Annotated in this window: 15 protein-coding genes; 3 read left to right on the forward strand and 12 right to left on the reverse strand. The window is 73.7% G+C overall.

Annotated features, from left to right (window positions below; translation table 11 throughout):
* Positions 1-4: 4 nt before the first annotated feature.
* The 6 genes from WHI96_RS06795 to WHI96_RS06820 form a co-directional block, all read right to left on the reverse strand.
* Positions 5-616, reverse strand: a complete 612-nt coding sequence (locus WHI96_RS06795; RefSeq protein ID WP_345642660.1) for a gas vesicle protein GvpO — start codon at positions 614-616, stop codon at positions 5-7.
* 529 nt (positions 617-1,145) lie between these two features.
* Entirely contained in the window at positions 1,146-1,388 is a 243-nt protein-coding gene (locus tag WHI96_RS06800; RefSeq protein ID WP_345642663.1) for a gas vesicle protein GvpG, read from the reverse strand.
* Complete coding sequence (locus WHI96_RS06805) at positions 1,388-2,140, reverse strand: GvpL/GvpF family gas vesicle protein (protein ID WP_345642666.1); 753 nt, start codon at positions 2,138-2,140, stop codon at positions 1,388-1,390. The genes WHI96_RS06800 and WHI96_RS06805 overlap by 1 nt, the downstream gene beginning before the upstream one ends.
* A complete protein-coding gene (gvpJ, locus tag WHI96_RS06810; RefSeq protein WP_226355835.1) occupies positions 2,137-2,526 on the reverse strand; it encodes a gas vesicle protein GvpJ in 390 nt (129 codons plus the stop codon). Before gvpJ ends, WHI96_RS06805 begins: the two co-directional genes overlap by 4 nt.
* 36 nt (positions 2,527-2,562) lie before the next feature.
* Positions 2,563-3,837 (reverse strand): SRPBCC family protein, encoded by a 1,275-nt coding sequence (locus WHI96_RS06815; RefSeq protein WP_345642671.1) that lies wholly within the window; start codon positions 3,835-3,837, stop codon positions 2,563-2,565.
* Positions 3,830-4,723 (reverse strand): hypothetical protein, encoded by an 894-nt coding sequence (locus WHI96_RS06820; RefSeq protein ID WP_345642674.1) that lies wholly within the window; start codon positions 4,721-4,723, stop codon positions 3,830-3,832. Before WHI96_RS06820 ends, WHI96_RS06815 begins: the two co-directional genes overlap by 8 nt.
* 1,011 nt (positions 4,724-5,734) lie before the next feature.
* Between WHI96_RS06820 and WHI96_RS06825 the strand changes: the two genes are divergently transcribed.
* Positions 5,735-6,100 (forward strand): helix-turn-helix transcriptional regulator, encoded by a 366-nt coding sequence (locus WHI96_RS06825; protein WP_345642676.1) that lies wholly within the window; start codon positions 5,735-5,737, stop codon positions 6,098-6,100.
* 192 nt (positions 6,101-6,292) lie between these two features.
* Positions 6,293-6,754, forward strand: a complete 462-nt coding sequence (locus tag WHI96_RS06830; RefSeq protein WP_345642679.1) for a tRNA (cytidine(34)-2'-O)-methyltransferase — start codon at positions 6,293-6,295, stop codon at positions 6,752-6,754.
* Here the strand turns inward: WHI96_RS06830 and WHI96_RS06835 are convergent.
* Entirely contained in the window at positions 6,747-7,607 is an 861-nt protein-coding gene (locus WHI96_RS06835; protein ID WP_345642682.1) for a GntR family transcriptional regulator, read from the reverse strand. The genes WHI96_RS06830 and WHI96_RS06835 overlap by 8 nt on opposite strands.
* Positions 7,608-7,701: 94 nt before the next feature.
* Here WHI96_RS06835 and WHI96_RS06840 point away from each other — a divergent pair, with 94 nt between their 5' ends.
* Positions 7,702-8,853, forward strand: coding sequence for an FAD-dependent monooxygenase (locus WHI96_RS06840; protein ID WP_345642685.1), 1,152 nt, complete (start codon positions 7,702-7,704; stop codon positions 8,851-8,853).
* 15 nt (positions 8,854-8,868) lie between these two features.
* On the opposite strand, the gene WHI96_RS06845 is transcribed toward WHI96_RS06840, so the two are convergent.
* The 5 genes from WHI96_RS06845 to WHI96_RS06865 all read right to left on the reverse strand — a co-directional run bounded on the left by WHI96_RS06845 (position 8,869) and on the right by WHI96_RS06865 (position 16,229).
* Positions 8,869-9,783 (reverse strand): YceI family protein, encoded by a 915-nt coding sequence (locus WHI96_RS06845; protein WP_345642688.1) that lies wholly within the window; start codon positions 9,781-9,783, stop codon positions 8,869-8,871.
* A gap of 135 nt (positions 9,784-9,918) precedes the next feature.
* Complete coding sequence (locus WHI96_RS06850) at positions 9,919-12,510, reverse strand: FtsK/SpoIIIE family DNA translocase (protein WP_345642692.1); 2,592 nt, start codon at positions 12,508-12,510, stop codon at positions 9,919-9,921.
* 185 nt (positions 12,511-12,695) lie between these two features.
* Complete coding sequence (locus WHI96_RS06855; protein WP_345642972.1) at positions 12,696-14,384, reverse strand: ribonuclease J; 1,689 nt, start codon at positions 14,382-14,384, stop codon at positions 12,696-12,698.
* A 147-nt stretch (positions 14,385-14,531) separates the two neighbouring features.
* Positions 14,532-15,563 (reverse strand): 4-hydroxy-tetrahydrodipicolinate synthase, encoded by a 1,032-nt coding sequence (dapA, locus tag WHI96_RS06860; RefSeq protein ID WP_345642695.1) that lies wholly within the window; start codon positions 15,561-15,563, stop codon positions 14,532-14,534.
* Between the two features lie 39 nt (positions 15,564-15,602).
* Positions 15,603-16,229, reverse strand: coding sequence for a TIGR03085 family metal-binding protein (locus WHI96_RS06865; protein WP_208819483.1), 627 nt, complete (start codon positions 16,227-16,229; stop codon positions 15,603-15,605).
* Positions 16,230-16,407 lie beyond the last annotated feature (178 nt).

Genomic DNA, 16,407 nt, shown 5'->3' on the forward strand with positions numbered 1-16,407 from the left:
CCCCTCAGTCGTCGTCGCCGCGGCCGCGCGGGTAGCGCCGGACACGCTGGTACGACATCAGCTCGGCCTCGTCGTCGAGCTCGGCCTCGTAGACGGCGAGCACGTCGGAGGAGTCGGGGATGCGCTCGGTCTCGACGACCTCGACCCCGACCAGCCAGCTGTCGTCCTGCTTGCGGACGAACGTGACCCCCTCCGGCGCGCGGCCGGTCATCTCCGCGATCTGTTCGACGGCGGCGCGGGCGGCCGCGCGGGCGCCGATGCGTCGCCGAGGTGGGTCGGGTCGCTCCTCCGGCTCCTCGTCCTCCGGCTTCTCGTCCTCCACGACCTCGTCGTCCGGGGAGTCGTCGTCCGGGGAGTCGTCCTCGTAGTCGTCGTCCTCGTAGTCGTCGTCCTCTTCGACGTCGTCGTCCTCGCCCTCGGCACCGACCTCGTCCTGGATCCCCTCGGGCTCATCCTCATCCGACTCGAACTCCTCGTCGTCGGGGTCGTCCTCGTCGAGGTCGGTCGCCCGGTCGTCCCCGGTCCCGGTCTCGTCGCCGGGCCGGACGTCGTCCCCGGTCCCGGCCCCGTCGTCGGCCCCGGTGTCGGCCAGGACCTCCTCGTCCTGGTCGCCCACCGGCTCCCGGTCCGGCTCGTCGCGGCCGGCACGTCCCCGTCGCGGGCCTCCATCCCTCGGGCGACGCCGCCGTGGGGGCTGTTCCTCCGTGGTGTCACGGCGACGTCGCGGCGCCGCGGAGGCCCGGTCGTCGTCGCGGGGCCGGGTCCGGCGCGCGGGCCGCTCCCGGGTCGCACCGTCGTCCCCGGACCGGCGACGACGGACGGGCTCGTCCCCGGTGGAGCGACGCCGCACCGGCCGCTCGCCGGTGTCGCGGCGCCGCTCGGACCGGTCGTCCCGTGCGCCGCGTCCGCCCCGCTCCGACGGCGCGTCGGCCCGGTCGTCCGCGGTGTCGGAGCCGCGACGCGACGACCCACCGTCGGGCGGACGTCGCCGACGCGGCGGCTCGTCCTCCCGCGGGCGACGGCGCGGTGCCCCGTCCCTCTCGCGGGGGCGTCGCGACGCGTCATCCCCGTCCGGACGTCGCCGACGGGGCGGTTCCCCCGACCTGCGACGACGCGGTCGCTCGTCGGACGACCGGTCCTCCGGCTCAGCCACGGCCGTCCCCCGGTCGCCCCGTCAGCCGGGCCAGCAGGACCTCCTGACGGGCGTCGCGGTCGGACTCGGAGATCTCCCCCTGCTCGTAGGCCCGTTCCACCTCGTCGATCTGCCGGCGCACCGCGACCGGGTCGTAGAGCCGGGCGTGGGCCTGTTCCTGCAGCTGCTCCCCCACCCAGACGACGCCGCGCAGCGGTGCGAGCGGCAGCCCGAGCAGACCGCGCAACAGCCCCATCAGCCCTCGGCCTCCGTTGGTTCGGGCAGGAAGTCGTACGGCGCGACCGGGCCGATCAGGCGCAGCCGCACCCGCTCGTCCCACTCGTCGCCGAGCGCGTCGACGGCCTGCTCGAAGTCGCCGACCCGGTCGCGGTGCACCAGCAGCGCCAGCTCGACGGCGCCGTCCTCGGCGGCGGGCTCCTTCACCGACGTCGCGACGGCGAACGGCCCGAGCCGCTCCACGGCGAAGTCCGCGTCGTCGGACCGGATGCGCTCGACGTGGCCCGCGATCGCCTCGCCGAGCCGGATGCGCTCGTAGTACGTGGCGTCCGGGTCCTTGCCGCGCACGGCTTCACCGAGCTGCTGGATCTCCCGGTCGGCCTCGACGATGCCCGCCACCAGGCGGTCCTGGTCGTAGCGGCCGGCCAGCACGAACTGCCGGCAGCCGTCGAGCTGCTCCAGCGCCCAGGTGAAGTACTCCTGGTGCGCGGCGAGGAGTTCGTCGACGACGGCCCGGTCGTCGTCGACGACGCCGCCGAACCGCATCGGCAGCACGGTCGTGCTCCCGGCCAGGGTGTTCACGGTGCGCTCGTGGGCCAGGAGGTCCTCGCGGCTGCCCAGCGAGGCGTCGCGCGGGACGTCGCTGACGACCGCGGCGAGCCGCCCGTGGTCGATCACCGCCACCTCCTCGCCGCCACCGACGGGGGTCAGCCCCTCGGGCAGGTCGATGTCGGCGGCGACGACGGCGTAGACGTAGGTCGCACTGCTCACCCGCTCTTCTCCTTTCGCGAGCGACGCTCACCCCGGAGGTCGTCGAACTTCTCCTTGCCCGCCTCGATCACTCCTTTGGTGGCTCCTTTCGAGACCCCTTTCGAGCCGCCCTCCGAGATGCCGCTGACGACCTCGCCGAGGTCCTTGCCGCCCTTCTGGTGCAGGTCGAGGCGGTTGGTGGCCTCCGCGAACCGCAGGTAGGTGTCCACGCTGGCGACGACGATGCGGGCGTCGATCGTGACCAGCTCGATCCCGACCAGCGAGACCTTCACGAAGATGTCGATGACGAGGCCCTTGTCCAGGATCAGGTCGATGACCTGGGCGAGGTCGCCCTGCGGGGCGCGGTCGACCCGGCCGCCGCCCCCCTGCCGCTGGCTGACGGTCACGGTGTCCGTCCCTCCGTTCGCGGGTGCCGGGACGGGTCAGGCACGTGAGCCCGCCGTGCGACGGCGACGGCTCCCGGCCCGTCGGCCACCGTCCTCCTCCGGCTCGGGCTCCTCGGCCTCGGCGTGCTCCGGCTCGGCCTCCCCGTACCCGGCGTCGTCGTCCTCCGGGTCGGGGCCGTCGGCCGGTTCCTCGTCCGCGGTGTCGTCCTCGGCGTCGAGGTCGTCCTCGGCGAGGTCCTCCTCCGCGTGGTCGTCGTCCTCGGCCGGTTCCTCCTCGGCGAGCTCGTCGTCCTCCGCGAGCTCGTCCTCGGCGAGGTCGTCCTCGGCGAGGTCGTCCCCGGCGTCGTCCTCGTCCTCGTCGTACTCGGCGTCCTCGGCGTCGTCGTAGTCGTCGTACTCGGCGTCCTCGTCGTCGTACTCGGCCTCGCGCTCCTCCTCGAGCCCCTCCTCGTGGGTCTTGACGACCTCGCTGTCGCGGATCTCCCCGCGCCAGCCCTCCAGCTCCTCGCGGTTGAGCAGGGTCTCGACCATCACGTGCCGGCCGTAGTGCTTGAACTCCAGCCGGGCCCGGCGGCCGACGGCGCGCCAGATGTTGCCGGTCTTCTCGAACAGGCCGACCGGGTAGTACTCGAGGATCAGCACCACGCGGGTCAGGTTCGGCGCGAGTTCGTGGAACGACACGCACCCGTTGGCATAACCCTTGGCGCCCTGCGAACGCCAGATGATGTGGGTGTCCGGAATCTGCTCGATGATCGTCGCGCTCCAGGTGCGCTTCGACCAGAACACCTGGGCCTTCCAGTTCGTCTTCTCGTCGGACTCCTGGTCGACCGACTGCACCTTCTTCATGAAGGTCGAGAAGTCCGCGAACTGCGTCCACTGGTCGTAGGCGACCCGCACCGGGACACCGACGTCGAGGTGCTCGACGATGTTCATGAACTTGAACTTGCCGCGGCCCCCGCCGGAACCACCGCCGCCGGCCCCGCCCTCGGAGTCCGCCGAGTCGCCGTCGCCACCGCCGAGCCCGACGGCCCCCATCACCTTGTCCTTGACGGCCGAGAACCCGCCCTTCACCGCGTTCGTCACCGGATTACCCCCCTCCTCCGAGCTGCCCCCGCCGAGTGCCGCGCCCAGGCCCGTCCCGCCGTTCTCGGCGACGCCCGTCAACCGCTCGGTGAGTCCCTCCACCTGGTTCATCGCGGCGCCGACCGCCCGGTCGGCGGCGGCCTTCAACAGCAGCTGCCCGGCCTGTTTGAGGCGGTCGGTGGGCAGCTGGTCCAGCACCGAGGCGCTGCCGTTCTGCTCCTCAGCCATCGGCCCGCGCCTCCGACTTCTTCGTCGCACGCCCGCCCGAGCGCGGCGCCCGGCCGTTGCGCGAGCCGCCCTTGCCCGACGAGCCCGAGGACGAGGACTCGGCGCTGCGGCCCGAGGAGGACCGTGCGGTCCGCCGGGCCGGGGCCGAGCGGCCCTCGGAGTCGGAGTCCGCGCCGTCCGACGACGACCGGCTCGACGATCCCGCACGTCCCGACGACGATCCCGAGCCCGACGAGCGTCCGGTCCGCCGGCGCGGAGGGTCCTCGGAGTCGGCGTCCGCCGACCGCGGACGGCGCGCCTTGGACGTCGTGCCCGCGACCGCCCGGCCCGCTCCCCGCGTCGCCGACCCGGCCACGCGGGTGGTGCCCTTCGCGGCCCGGCCGACCACCGGAGCCTCCCCGGCGGCGTCGCCGACGGCGTCGGTCGTGTCCCCGACGGCGTCGGTCGCGCCCTCCGCGGTGTCCCCGGCGGCACCGGCGGCGGCACCGGCGCCCTCGACGGCCGCACCGGCCGCGTCACCGGTCTTCTCCACGCCCGCGCCGGCGGCGTCACCGGCGGCGCCGGCGACCTGCTCGACCGGCTTGCCGAGGTTCTCGACCCGCTCGACGAGCGAGTTGGTCAGCGCCTCGAGCCGGTTGCCGGCCGCGGACACCGCGGCCTGTTTGCCCGCCTCGAACAGCCGGCCGCGCACGGCGTCGGACAGCCGGGTCAGCTCCGGCGACCCCGCCACCACCTTCGACGCCTGCGACACGATTCCGGCAGGTGTCAGATTGAGTTTCCGCCCGGCGAGCGCACCCCCGAGCATGATCGCCAGTTTGGCCTTCTTCGTTCTTCCCAACACATAGCCGCCGACGACGGCCATTCCGATCTTGGAGGCGTTACTCATGACCCCGTCCCTCTCCATTGAGCGATTACCGGACAGCGCTCCGGAACGCCCCGCGTTCCCCACCCTGAATCGGAACCATGACACACCACGAACCGATCTGCCTCCCCCGACGAATACGGACCGGGAGATCCCGCAATTCCGATCTTGTCCGCCCGGCGACTGTACGATCACCAGGGAGATCGAACAGACGTGGGATCGATTAAGGGAATGTTTCCTCCGAACGGAGCGGTTGAGCGACGACCGTCCTAAGATCCATTCCGTGAAGGGCCCCGTCCGCTACGGCGGACGGCCGTGTGCGATATCCGCTCACTTTCTGCCCGTCCGGCCGTTCTCAGGATCGCCGGACACCCGGATCGACCCGCGTCGACCGTTCGACGAACGGCCGGGAAACACCCGGCGGCACGGGCGCGTCCGGGCGCCGCCGACGATCGTCCGTTCCGGACTCCCGACCTCCCGCCGGACGGGGTCCGGACGCGGGAACCGGCCGCCCCGTCCCGGCGGCGCTACCCTGGCCCGCATGTCCGACGGGGCCCGGCGCTGGCGTCCCTCCGCCCGCCTGCGTCCGCTGGTCTCCGGGATCTGGTGCTGGTCCTCCCCCGCGGGTCCGGCGGGGACGCACCAGGGCGTGTCGAGCGCCCACCTGACCGTCGTGCTCTGCCTGGACGGTGCGGTCGACCTGCTCGCCGCGCCGGACCCGCGACGCGGCCCGGGCCGGTTCACCGCCTCGGCGGCCGGCCTGCACGCCGCACCCGCGGTGCTCGCCACCGGCCCCCGGCAGGCCGGGATGCAGCTGGAGATGACCTGGCGCGGCGCCCGCACGCTGCTCGGACTGCCCGCCGGCGAGCTGGCCGGCGACGTCGTCGACCTCGCGTTGCTCCTCCCCGGCCTGGACACCCTGCTGGACCGGCTGCGCGCCGAGCCGGGGTGGGCGGGGCGCTGCGCGCTGCTCGACGCCGCGCTGTGCGCCGTCGCCGACGCCCGGGACCGTCCGGGGGCCCGCCGCCGGAGGTGGTGCGCGCCTGGGAGCTGCTGGCCCGCAGCGGCGGGACCGCGCGCGTCGCCGACGTCGCCGGGGAGGTCGGCTGGTCGCAGCGCCACCTCGGTGAGCGGCTGCGGCGCGAGACCGGGCTCGCGACGAAGGCCGCGGCACGGGTCATCCGGTTCGAGCGGGCGTGCACGCTGCTGCGCCGCCCGTCGGCTCCCCCGCTCGCCGAACTGGCCGCGGTCTGCGGCTACGCCGACCAGCAGCACCTGGCACGCGACTTCCGCGACCTCGCAGGCACCACCGCGTCGACCTGGCGGGCCGAGCGGGTCCTGCCGGCGGCTCCGATCCGTCCACGACCACCGCGCCCTGCCCCGGCCCCCTCGCACCCCTGAGCGACGTGCCCGGTCTCCGGCCCAGCCTGTCCGGCCCCGCCCCGACCCGCGGGCCCCGGTCACGTTCCTGACCTCGGCACCGGGGTTCACCGAGCGCGCCGTCCACACCGGCGACGACGGCGTGGTCGTCCACCTCGTCTGCGACAACCCGGACGGCAACCACCGAGCGCGGGCACCTGGTACGAGTAGCGCGTGGTCCGCCTCGCCCTGCACACCCCGGAGATCCCGCCGAACACCGGCAACGCGATCCGCCTCGCCGCGAACACCGGCACCGAGCTGCACCTGGTCCGGCCGCTCGGCTTCTCGCTCGACGAGCGCTCGGTGCGCCGGGCCGGACTCGACTACGCCGACCTCGCCGAGGTCGTCGTACACGACGACACGGCCGCGTTCGCCGGCTGGGTGCGCGCCGCGGGGGCACGGGTGTTCGCGTTCGTGCCGGGCGCACCGGTCCGCTACACCGACGTCGCCTACTCCGACGGGGACGTGCTGCTGTTCGGCCGCGAGTCGACCGGGCTGCCGCCGGAGGTGGCGGGCGCGGACTGGGTGACGGGCACGGTGGCGCTGCCCATGCGGCCGTCGAACCGCTCGCTGAACCTGGCCAACGCCGCCGCCGTCGCCGTCTACGAGGCGTGGCGGCAGCAGGAGTTCAGCTGATCCCGTCGAGGAACCGCGCGATCCCGGTGTCGAGGACCCGCTGCAGGTCGTAGGGGTGGTCCCCGATCCGGCGAAGCGCGGGCCCGCCGTGGCGGCGCAGCGCGGTGCGCAGCCCGGGGTCGTGGTCGGCCCAGGTGTCGGCGTCGACACCGGTGTCGGCCTGCGCCTCCTGCTCCGCGGCCAGGGTCAGCGCCATCCCCCGCACGAACCCGGTCAACGCCAGGTGCAGGTCGAACCGCTCCACCGGGTCCGCGACGACCTCCTCCAGCGCGGCCAGCTCGAACTCGGCGAAGCGCAGCAGTGACGGCAGCGCCTGCGGCCGGGACAACGACAGCACCCGCGCGAGCCACGGGTGCCGCCGGTGCACCCGCCACTGCGCGTGCGCCGCCCCCTCCAGCCGGGCCCGCCACGGCCCGTCGGCCGGGGGCAGCACCAGCTCGGCGAACACCGTCTCGAGCATCGTGAGCAGCAGCTCGTCGCGGCTGCGCACCAGCCGGTACAGCGACATCGTCGGCACGCCGAACGCCCCGGCGAGGCGGCGCATGGACAGCGCGGCCAGGCCCTCGTCGTCGGCGATGCCGATCGCGGTCCGCACCAGCCGGGCCGCGTCCGGCGGCGGGGCCGGGACCGGGTCTCCCGCGGGCCCGGCGACGACCGACCCGACCCGGGCCGTCGTGTGCAGCAGCCCCTCCTCGCGCAGCCGGGTCAGTGCCCGGGCGGCGGTGGACATCGCGACACCGTGCTCGGCCACCAGCGCGCGCACCGACGGCGCACGGTCCCCGGGGCGCAGGTCGCCCGCCTCGATGCGGGCGCGCACCGCGGTCGCGACCCGGTCCGTGGGCGACCCGTCCACCGCACCTCCCTGTACCACCTGTGCCACTACAGTCCGCGCGTCGTCCCAGCTCGCGGCGTCATCGTTGCCCCGTACACCGTACCGAGGAGGACGCATGACCGACATCCTGATCAGCGGGGCCGGCATCGCCGGGGCGACGCTCGCCTGGTGGCTGCGGCGGCACGGGTTCCGACCGGTCGTCGTCGAGTCCGCGCCGGGGCCGCGGCCCGGCGGGCAGGCCGTCGACGTGCGCGGCCCGGCGTTGACCGTCGTCGACCGGATGGGGCTCGGTGCCGGACTGCGCGCCGCCCGCACCGCGATGGACGGCATGTCCCTGGTCGACGAGGACGGCACCGAGGTCTTCCGCAGCACCGAGGTGACGCTCACCGGCGGGCCGGTCGCGAGCGACGACGTCGAGATCCTCCGCGACGACCTCGCCGCGCTGCTCACCGGCGCGCTCGACGGCGTCGAGCACCGGTGGGGCGACCGGGTCGTCGCGCTCGACCCGGACCCGACGGGCGGCACCCGGGTCCGCTTCGCGTCCGGCACCGAGGAGCTCTACGACGTCGTGGTGGGCGCCGACGGCCAGCACTCCGGCGTCCGGCGCCTGGCCCTGGGCCCCGACGACGACGGCCGGCTGGTCCCGCTCGGCCAGCACGTCGCCGTGTTCACCCTGCCCAACACCTTCGGGCTGAGCCGCTGGCAGGTGTTCCTGCAGCGCCCCGACACGATGGCCGGGCTCTACACCGCGCACGACGACACCGAGGTCCGGGTGATGCTCGGCTTCACCGACCCGGACGCCACCTACCACCACCGCGACCTCGGCGCGCAGCGCGCACTGGTGGCGCGGCACTTCGCCGGCGGGGGCTGGTGGCTGCCCGAGCTGCTCGCCGGGATGGATCGCGCCGAGGACCTGTACCTCACCCCGGTCACCCAGGTCCGGCTGCCGGCCTGGTCGCGCGGTCCGGTCGCGCTCCTCGGCGACGCCGCCTGGTGCCCCACTCTGCTGTCCGGCCAGGGCACGACGCTGGCGATGGTCGGCGCCTACGTGCTGGCCGGGGAGCTCGCGCGCACCGGCGGCGACCCCGGACCGGCGGCCGCCGCCACCGAGCGGCGGATGCGTGGCTGGGTCGAGGCGAACCAGGAGCTGGCGCTGACCAACGCCGCGCGGGTCCGGGAGCTGACCGCCCCGGACGCCGCCGCTCCCGGGCTCGCCGAGCACTGGGCCGCGACCGCCGCGACGGCCCTCACGCTCCCGGAGTACTGAGCAGTCCGCCGGAGGTCAGGACTGCCGGATCGCCTGCACGTCGAGCTGGATCTGGATCGTCGACCCGACCACGGGCAGTCCCTTGGCGATGGTCTGCTGCCAGTTGAGCGTGTAGTGCTCGCGGTGCAGCTGGGTGGTGGCCACCGCGCCGACCCGGTCACCGTTCCACTCCGCGGTGCCCAGGAACGTGGTGTCCAGCGAGACGTCGCTGGTGAGGCCGTGCAGCGTGAGGTCGCCGTCCACGGTCCACCGGTTCCCGCCGTGCGCGACGAAGCGCACGCTGGAGAAGCGCAGTTCGGGGAAGCGTTCGACGTCCAGGAAGTCGGCCGAGCGCAGGTGCGTGTCGCGGGCTGCGACATTGGTGTCGACGCTGGCCGCGTCGATCACGACGTCCACCGAGGACTCCTCGAACGGCTCGGCGATCCGGATCTGCCCCTGTAACCGGTTGAACCGGCCGTACACCTTGGACATGCCGATGTGCCGGGCGACGAAGCGCACCGAGCTGTGGTCGCCGTCGATCACGAAGACGCCGGGGCGCGGCGGGCGCAGCGCCGGGTCCTCGCCGAGGACGATGTGGCCCATGTCGGCGTGCTCGCCCCAGGACACCTCGACGACGTCGGTGACCTGCTGGTAGCCGCCGGCCTCGACACGCACCCGGTACCGGCCGGGCATCAGCGACGCGGCGAACCGGCCGAACGGGTCGGTCTCGACGTGCACCGCGCGCCGGTCGGCGGGGTCCATCACCGACACCTCGGTACCGGCCAGGGCACCGCCCTGCTGGTCGCGGACCTGACCGGACAGCACACCGCCGGTCAGCGGAATCGGGACGAGCGCGTGCCGGTCGGTGGTGCCCCGTGCCGGGCGACGACGGTCCTTCTTCCTCCAGAACACCAGCCAGAACCTCCTCTGCCCGGCGACGACGGGCAGCACGACGCGTGGCCGCCGGCCGGCGACCCCTGGTCACTCTGGCACGAACGTGACCGTCCCGTTAACCCGTCGGCCCGAAAAGTCGATCACCGACGGTGTCGGGACCATCACCGCCTCACGACCGGCGCCCGACGGGGGTCACTCGTCGTCGTCCTCGGGCCCGCTGCCGTCGGCGGTCCCCCCGCCGCGGATCAGGAAGAGCGCGCCCTCCAGCTCGTCCGGCTTGACCAGCACGTCCCGGGCCTTCGACCCCTCCGAGGGCCCGACGATGTTGCGGGTCTCCAGCAGGTCCATCAGCCGGCCCGCCTTCGCGAACCCGACCCGCAGCTTGCGCTGCAGCATCGAGGTCGACCCGAACTGCGAGGTGACGATCAGCTCGGTGGCCTGCAGCAGCAGGTCGAGGTCGTCGCCGATGTCGGCGTCGATCTCCTTCTTCTCGCCGGCCTTCTGCGCCGTGACGCCCTCGGTGTAGCTGGGCTCGGCCTGCTCCTTGGTGAACGCGACGACCTTGGAGATCTCGTCGTCGTCGACGAAGGCACCCTGCATGCGGACCGGCTTGCCGGCGCCCATCGGCAGGTAGAGCGCGTCGCCCATGCCGATCAGCTTCTCCGCGCCCGGCTGGTCGAGGATGACCCGCGAGTCGGTCAGCGACGACGTCGCGAACGCCAGGCGGCTCGGCACGTTGGTCTTGATCAGACCGGTGACGACGTCCACCGACGGCCGCTGGGTCGCCAGGATCAGGTGGATCCCGGCCGCACGCGCCTTCTGGGTGATCCGGACGATCGCGTCCTCGACGTCGCGCGGGGCGGTCATCATGAGGTCGGCGAGCTCGTCGACGATGCACATGATGTACGGGTAGGGCCGGTACACCCGCTCGGACCCGGGCGGGGCGGTGATCTCCCCGGTGCGGACCTTGCGGTTGAAGTCGTCGACGTGGCGGACCCGGTTGGCCTGCATGTCCTGGTAGCGCTGCTCCATCTCCTCCACCAGCCAGGACAGCGCCGCGGCGGCCTTCTTCGGCTGGGTGATGATGGGCGTGATCAGGTGCGGGATGCCCTCGTACGGCGTCAGCTCGACCATCTTCGGGTCGATGAGGATCATCCGGACCTCGTCCGGCGTGGCCCGGGTCAGCAGCGACACCAGCATCGAGTTGACGAAGCTGGACTTGCCGGAACCGGTGGAGCCCGCGACCAGCAGGTGGGGCATCTTCGCCAGGTTCGCGACGAGGTAGTGGCCCTCGATGTCCTTGCCCAGGCCGATGCCCATCGGGTGCTGCTCGGCGCGGGCGTTGCCCGAGCGCAGGACGTCGCCGAGGCGGACCATCTCGCGGTCGGTGTTGGGGACCTCGATGCCGACGGCGGACTTGCCGGGGATCGGCGCCAGCAGCCGCACGTTGTCGTTGGCGACGGCGTAGGCGAGGTTCCGCTGCAGCTGGGTGATCTTCTCGACCTTCACCGCCGGGCCGAGCTCGATCTCGTAGCGGGTGACCGTCGGGCCGCGGGTGAAGCCGGTGACCTGGGCGTCGACGTTGAACTGGTCGAGGACCCCGGTGATCGCCTCGATCATGGCGTCGTTGGCGGAACTGCGGGACTTCGGCGGTGGCCCGGACTCCAGGGTGTCCGCCGGCGGCAGGATGTACTCGGTGTCGGACTGCGGCTCGCGGATCGCCATCGAGAGCTGCTCGCCCTCGAGCGGCTCGTCGGTGACCTGCGGCGTCTCGACGACGGGCTTGCGCGCCTTCCTCGCCTGCGGTGCGGCCGCGGCGGGCACGGCCGCGGGCACCTCCTCGTCCGGGACGCCGGGCAGCGACGGGTCCACCGGGGCCGGGGCGTGCTCGCCCTCCTCCACCCGGAACGCGTCGGCCTCCGCCACGCCCTGCTTGCGCCGCGACGGGCGACGCCGCTTCGGGGCCTCCTCGGTCTCGCCGGCCTGTCCCTCCCGCTCGGCGACGGCGTCGGCCACCGTGCGCGGGCGGCCCGCACCGGCGTCCTCCTCGTCGTCCTGCCCGGGCGGCAGCTGTCCGGTGAGCCTGCGGAAGCGATCCGGCAGCTCCCGCACCGGGATCCCGGTGACCAGCAGCACCGAGTACAGCGTCAGCAGGACGAGAACGGGGACGGCCGTCCACAGGCTGAGCCCGGCCTTCAGCGGGGTCCCCGCGACGTAGCCGAGCGCGCCGCCCGCGCCGCGCCAGGCGTCGGGCTCGGCGGGCGCCCCGGCACCCAGGTGCACCAGTCCGAGCACGCCGAGGGCGAGCAGCAGGCTGCCGGTCACGATCCGCGGCCGGGCCTCCGGGTGCCCCTCGGTGGTGACGAGCACGATGCCGATGCCCAGCAGGATCGCCGGCAGCGCCACGCCGGCCTGGCCCATCACCGCCTGCACGAGGAAGGTGAACCAGTAGCCGACCGAGCCGCCCGCCTGCCACCACAGCCCGGCGGCGGCGATGACGGCGAGCACGAGCATGCCGAACCCGATGCCGTCGCGGCGGTGCGCGGGGTCGATCTCGCGGGTGCGCCCGACCGCACGCCCGGAGGCGCGGACGGTCTTCGCCACGCCCCGGCCGACCGCGTCGATCCCGCGGTCGACCAGGTCCGGGCCCTGACGCCGGGCCGGCGGCCTGCGGCCTGCCGCCGGACGCTTGCGGGCGGTGGACGCGCGCGAGCCCGACCGCCCCGAGCCGCGGCCCGCGGCCGCAGTCGTGGTGGTCCTGCCCGTGCCCGTGCGTCCCGCCATGTCACACACGGTAGCCCGGTTCGATGATCGAACCAGGGACCGACGCGGGCCGAGCCCGCTCCCGACGCACCTCACCCACCCCGGCCCCGCCCCCGGCCGGCCGGCCGGCGGCCTGCTACTCATGGAGCTTCGGTCCGGTGGCACCGGGCCGAAGCTCCATGAGTGCAGTCCGCCGGAGGCGCGGGTCAGACGGCGATGACCGTGGGGACGATCATGGGGCGGCGCCGGTAGGTGTCCGACACCCAGCGGCCGACGACGCGCCGCACGCCCTGGGCGATCCGGTGCGGGTCGGTGACGCCCTCGTTCTCCAGCCGGGACAGCTCGTCCTCGACCAGCGACTGGGCGGCGTCGAGCGCCTTCGGGTCGTCGGAGAACCCGCGCCCGGAGAGCGTCGGACGCGACAGCGGGCGGCCGGTCTTGTGGTCGATCGCCACGTTGATCGCGATGAAGCCGCCCTCGCCGAGCGCGATGCGGTCACCGAGAGTGGTCTCGCCCACGTCGCCGACCGACAGCCCGTCGACGTAGACCTGCCCGACCTCGACCCGGCCGGTGACCGCCGCGCGGCCGTCGACGAGATCGACGACCACGCCGTTCTCCGCGATGACCACCGACTCCTCAGGCACCCCCGTGCGCCGCGCGAGCGCGGCGTTGGCCCGGAGGTGGCGCCACTCCCCGTGCACAGGCATGACGTTCGACGGGCGCACCGCGTTGTAGAGGAACAGCAGCTCACCGGCCGGGGCGTGCCCGGAGACGTGCACCTTGGCGTTGCCCTGGTGCACGACGGTGGCGCCGAGCCGGGTCAGCCCGTTGATCACGCCGAAGACGGCGGTCTCGTTGCCCGGGATCAGCGAGCTGGCCAGGATGATCGTGTCGTCCGGGCGGATCGTGATGCTGCGGTGGTCCCCGCGCGCCATCCGGGACAGCGCGGCGAGGGGCTCGCCCTGCGACCCGGTGGAGACGAGCACCAGCTTCTCGTCGGGCAGGCGCATCGCCTCGTCGATGTCGACGAGCAGCCCGGCGGGGATGTTCAGCAGCGAGTGGTCGTCGGCCAGGCCCATGTTGCGGACCATCGAGCGCCCGGTCAGGCACACCTTGCGGCCGTGCGCGTGCGCGGCGTCGAGCACCTGCTGGACGCGGTGCACGTGGCTGGCGAAGCAGGCCAGGATGATCCGCGACGGCGCCCGGCGGACCAGGTCGGAGATGACCGGCCCGATGTCGGCCTCGGGGGTGACGAAGCCCGGGACCTCGGCGTTGGTGGAGTCGACCAGGAACAGGTCGACGCCCTCCTCGCCCAGCCGGGAGAACCCGCCCAGGTCGGTGAGCCGCCCGTCGAGCGGGAGCTGGTCGAGCTTGATGTCACCGGTGTGCAGCAGCAGCCCGGCGGGCGTGCGGATCGCGACGGCGACGGCGTCGGGGATCGAGTGGTTGACCGCGAAGTACTCGCAGTCCCACCCGCCGTGGGAGACCCGGTCGCCCTCCTTGATCTCCTGCAGGTGCGGGGTCAGGCGGTGTTCCTTGCACTTGGCCGCGACCAGGGCGAGGGTGAACCGCGACCCGACGACGGGGATGTCCGGGCGCATCCGCAGCAGCCACGGCACGGCACCGATGTGGTCCTCGTGGCCGTGGGTCAGCACGAGCGCGTCGATGTCGTCGAGGCGGTCCTCGATGGTGCGGAAGTCGGGCAGGATCAGGTCGATGCCCGGCTCGGAGTCGGACGGGAACAGCACGCCGCAGTCGACGACGAGCAGCCGGCCCTCGTACTCGAAGACGGTCATGTTGCGACCGACCTCGCCGATGCCGCCGAGCGCGTAGACGCGCAGGCCGCCCCGCGCGAGGGCGGGTGGCGGGGCGTCCGGGAGCTCCGGGCGCTCGATGTTCTCCGGCGGCGCGGAGAGCGTCCGGCCGGGCCGGTTGCGTCGGTCGTTGCGCTGGGGACTCACAGGGGTTCGTGCCTCACATGGGTTCGTGTTCTCTGGTTCGTGTTCTCGGGGCCCGCTCGGGTGCGGAGACGACGCTCCTGCTCAGGTGCGGTGGTACGCGACCTCGGCGCCGAGGTCGGCGGCGGTGCGTCCGCCCAGGGCGCCGTGGCCGGCCTGGTAGGCGGGGACGTTCGGGCGGGCCTGCGGGTCCAGCGCCACCCCGGCGACGGCGAGGTCGCCGGCGATCGCCGCGACCTGGTCCTCGGTGGCGGGCGGCAGCGGCAGCCGGGTGTCGCCGACGTCGATGCCGCGCAGGCGCAGCGCGGTCTTGGCGAACACCGCGCCGCCGACCCGGCCCATCCCCCGGATCACCGGGAGCATCGCGTAGTGGAGCGCGCGGGCCCGCTGGTGCTCACCGGCGTGGTAGGCGTCGATCATGGCGCGGAGCCGGTCGGCGACGACGTGGCCGATCACGCTGACGAAGCCGACCGCCCCGACCGAGAGCCACGGCAGGTTCACCGGGTCGTCGCCGGAGTAGTAGGCGAGCGTGGTGGTGGCCAGCACCTCGGTGCCGACGCGCAGGTCGTTGCGGGCGTCCTTCACCGCGACGATGCGGGGGTTCTGCGCCAGGCGCTGGAAGGTCTCGACGTCGATCCCGATCACGCTGCGCGGCGGGATGTCGTACAGCATCACCGGCAGGTCGCCCGCGTCGGCGACGGCGGTGAAGTGCGCGAGCAGGCCCTCCTGCGGCGGCCGCGAGTAGTACGGCGTGACCACGAGCAGCCCGTGCGCACCGGCGCGCTCCGCGCTGCGGGCCAGCTCGATCGAGTGCGCGGTGTCGTAGGTGCCCGCCCCGGCGACGATCGTCGCCCGGTCCCCCACCGCGGACACGACCGCGCGGATCAGCTCGGACTTCTCGGTGTCCGAGGTGGTCGGGCCCTCACCGGTGGTGCCGTTGACGACCAGCCCGTCGTTGCCGAGGTCGACCAGGTGGTTCGCCAGCTCCTCGGCCTTCGGCAGGTCCAGCTCGCCGTCGGCGTCGAACGGCGTGACCATCGCGGTCAGCACCTCGCCGAACGGTCGGCGCGGCGGGTGCTGCTGGCCGCCGGGGGCGGGCTCGGGACCGGTGCTCATGACTGGTGACGGTACCGCCGGAGGACCGACGCTTCCCGGTCACATCCCGGACGGGGCGCCGCGGTAGGCCTCCACGTCGGCGGGCAGACCGGTCACCTCGACCCGCGCGGCGTCCCGGCCGAAGGCGTGCAGCACCAGCTCGGCGGGCTCACCGGTCACCGTGACCACGCCGAACCCGGTGGCGACGACCTGGGTCGCGCCCTCCGGACGGGCCAGCACCAGGCCGACCGGGCTGCGCCGGAACAGCAGCTTCGCCTGGTTCGCGAGCAGGTTCCACAGCTGCCCGTCGCGCTCCGGGTCCGACGGGCGGGGCTCCCAGCCGGGCTCCCCGCGGCGCAGGTCCTCGTGGTGGACGAAGAACTCGGCGCCGTTGGCGATCTCGTCGACCTTGCCCACCTTGAACGGCGACCACGCGGGCGGGCCCTTGCGCAGGTCGTCGATCATGTTCGGCCAGGCCGCCGACGCGTAGCCGTCCATCGCCTTGTCGGTCATGCCCGACAGTGCGGGCACCACGATCCCGGCGGCGTTCCACGGCTGCCGCTCGCGCACCAGCAGGTGGGTGAGCAGGTCGCGGGCGTTCCAGCCCTCGCACAGCGTCGGTCGGTCGGGTCCGGAGCGTTCGAACTCGGCGCAGAGGGCGGCACGTTCGGCGGTGGCGAGGCTCACCGTCCCCAACGTAGTGCCGCACGTCCGCGGCCGCACCGCGCGAACGAACGGTCGACAGACGGCTGACGGAACGCACGTCTCGTGTAGCCGGTGATACAGATCTCACCCGCCGGTGTCCCGATACTCCGATCCGTCCCACTCATCGCTTCTCGACGGGGAGAACACACGTGACGAACGC

The organism is Pseudonocardia tropica (assembly GCF_040105315.1).
Classification (GTDB): domain Bacteria; phylum Actinomycetota; class Actinomycetes; order Mycobacteriales; family Pseudonocardiaceae; genus Pseudonocardia; species Pseudonocardia alni.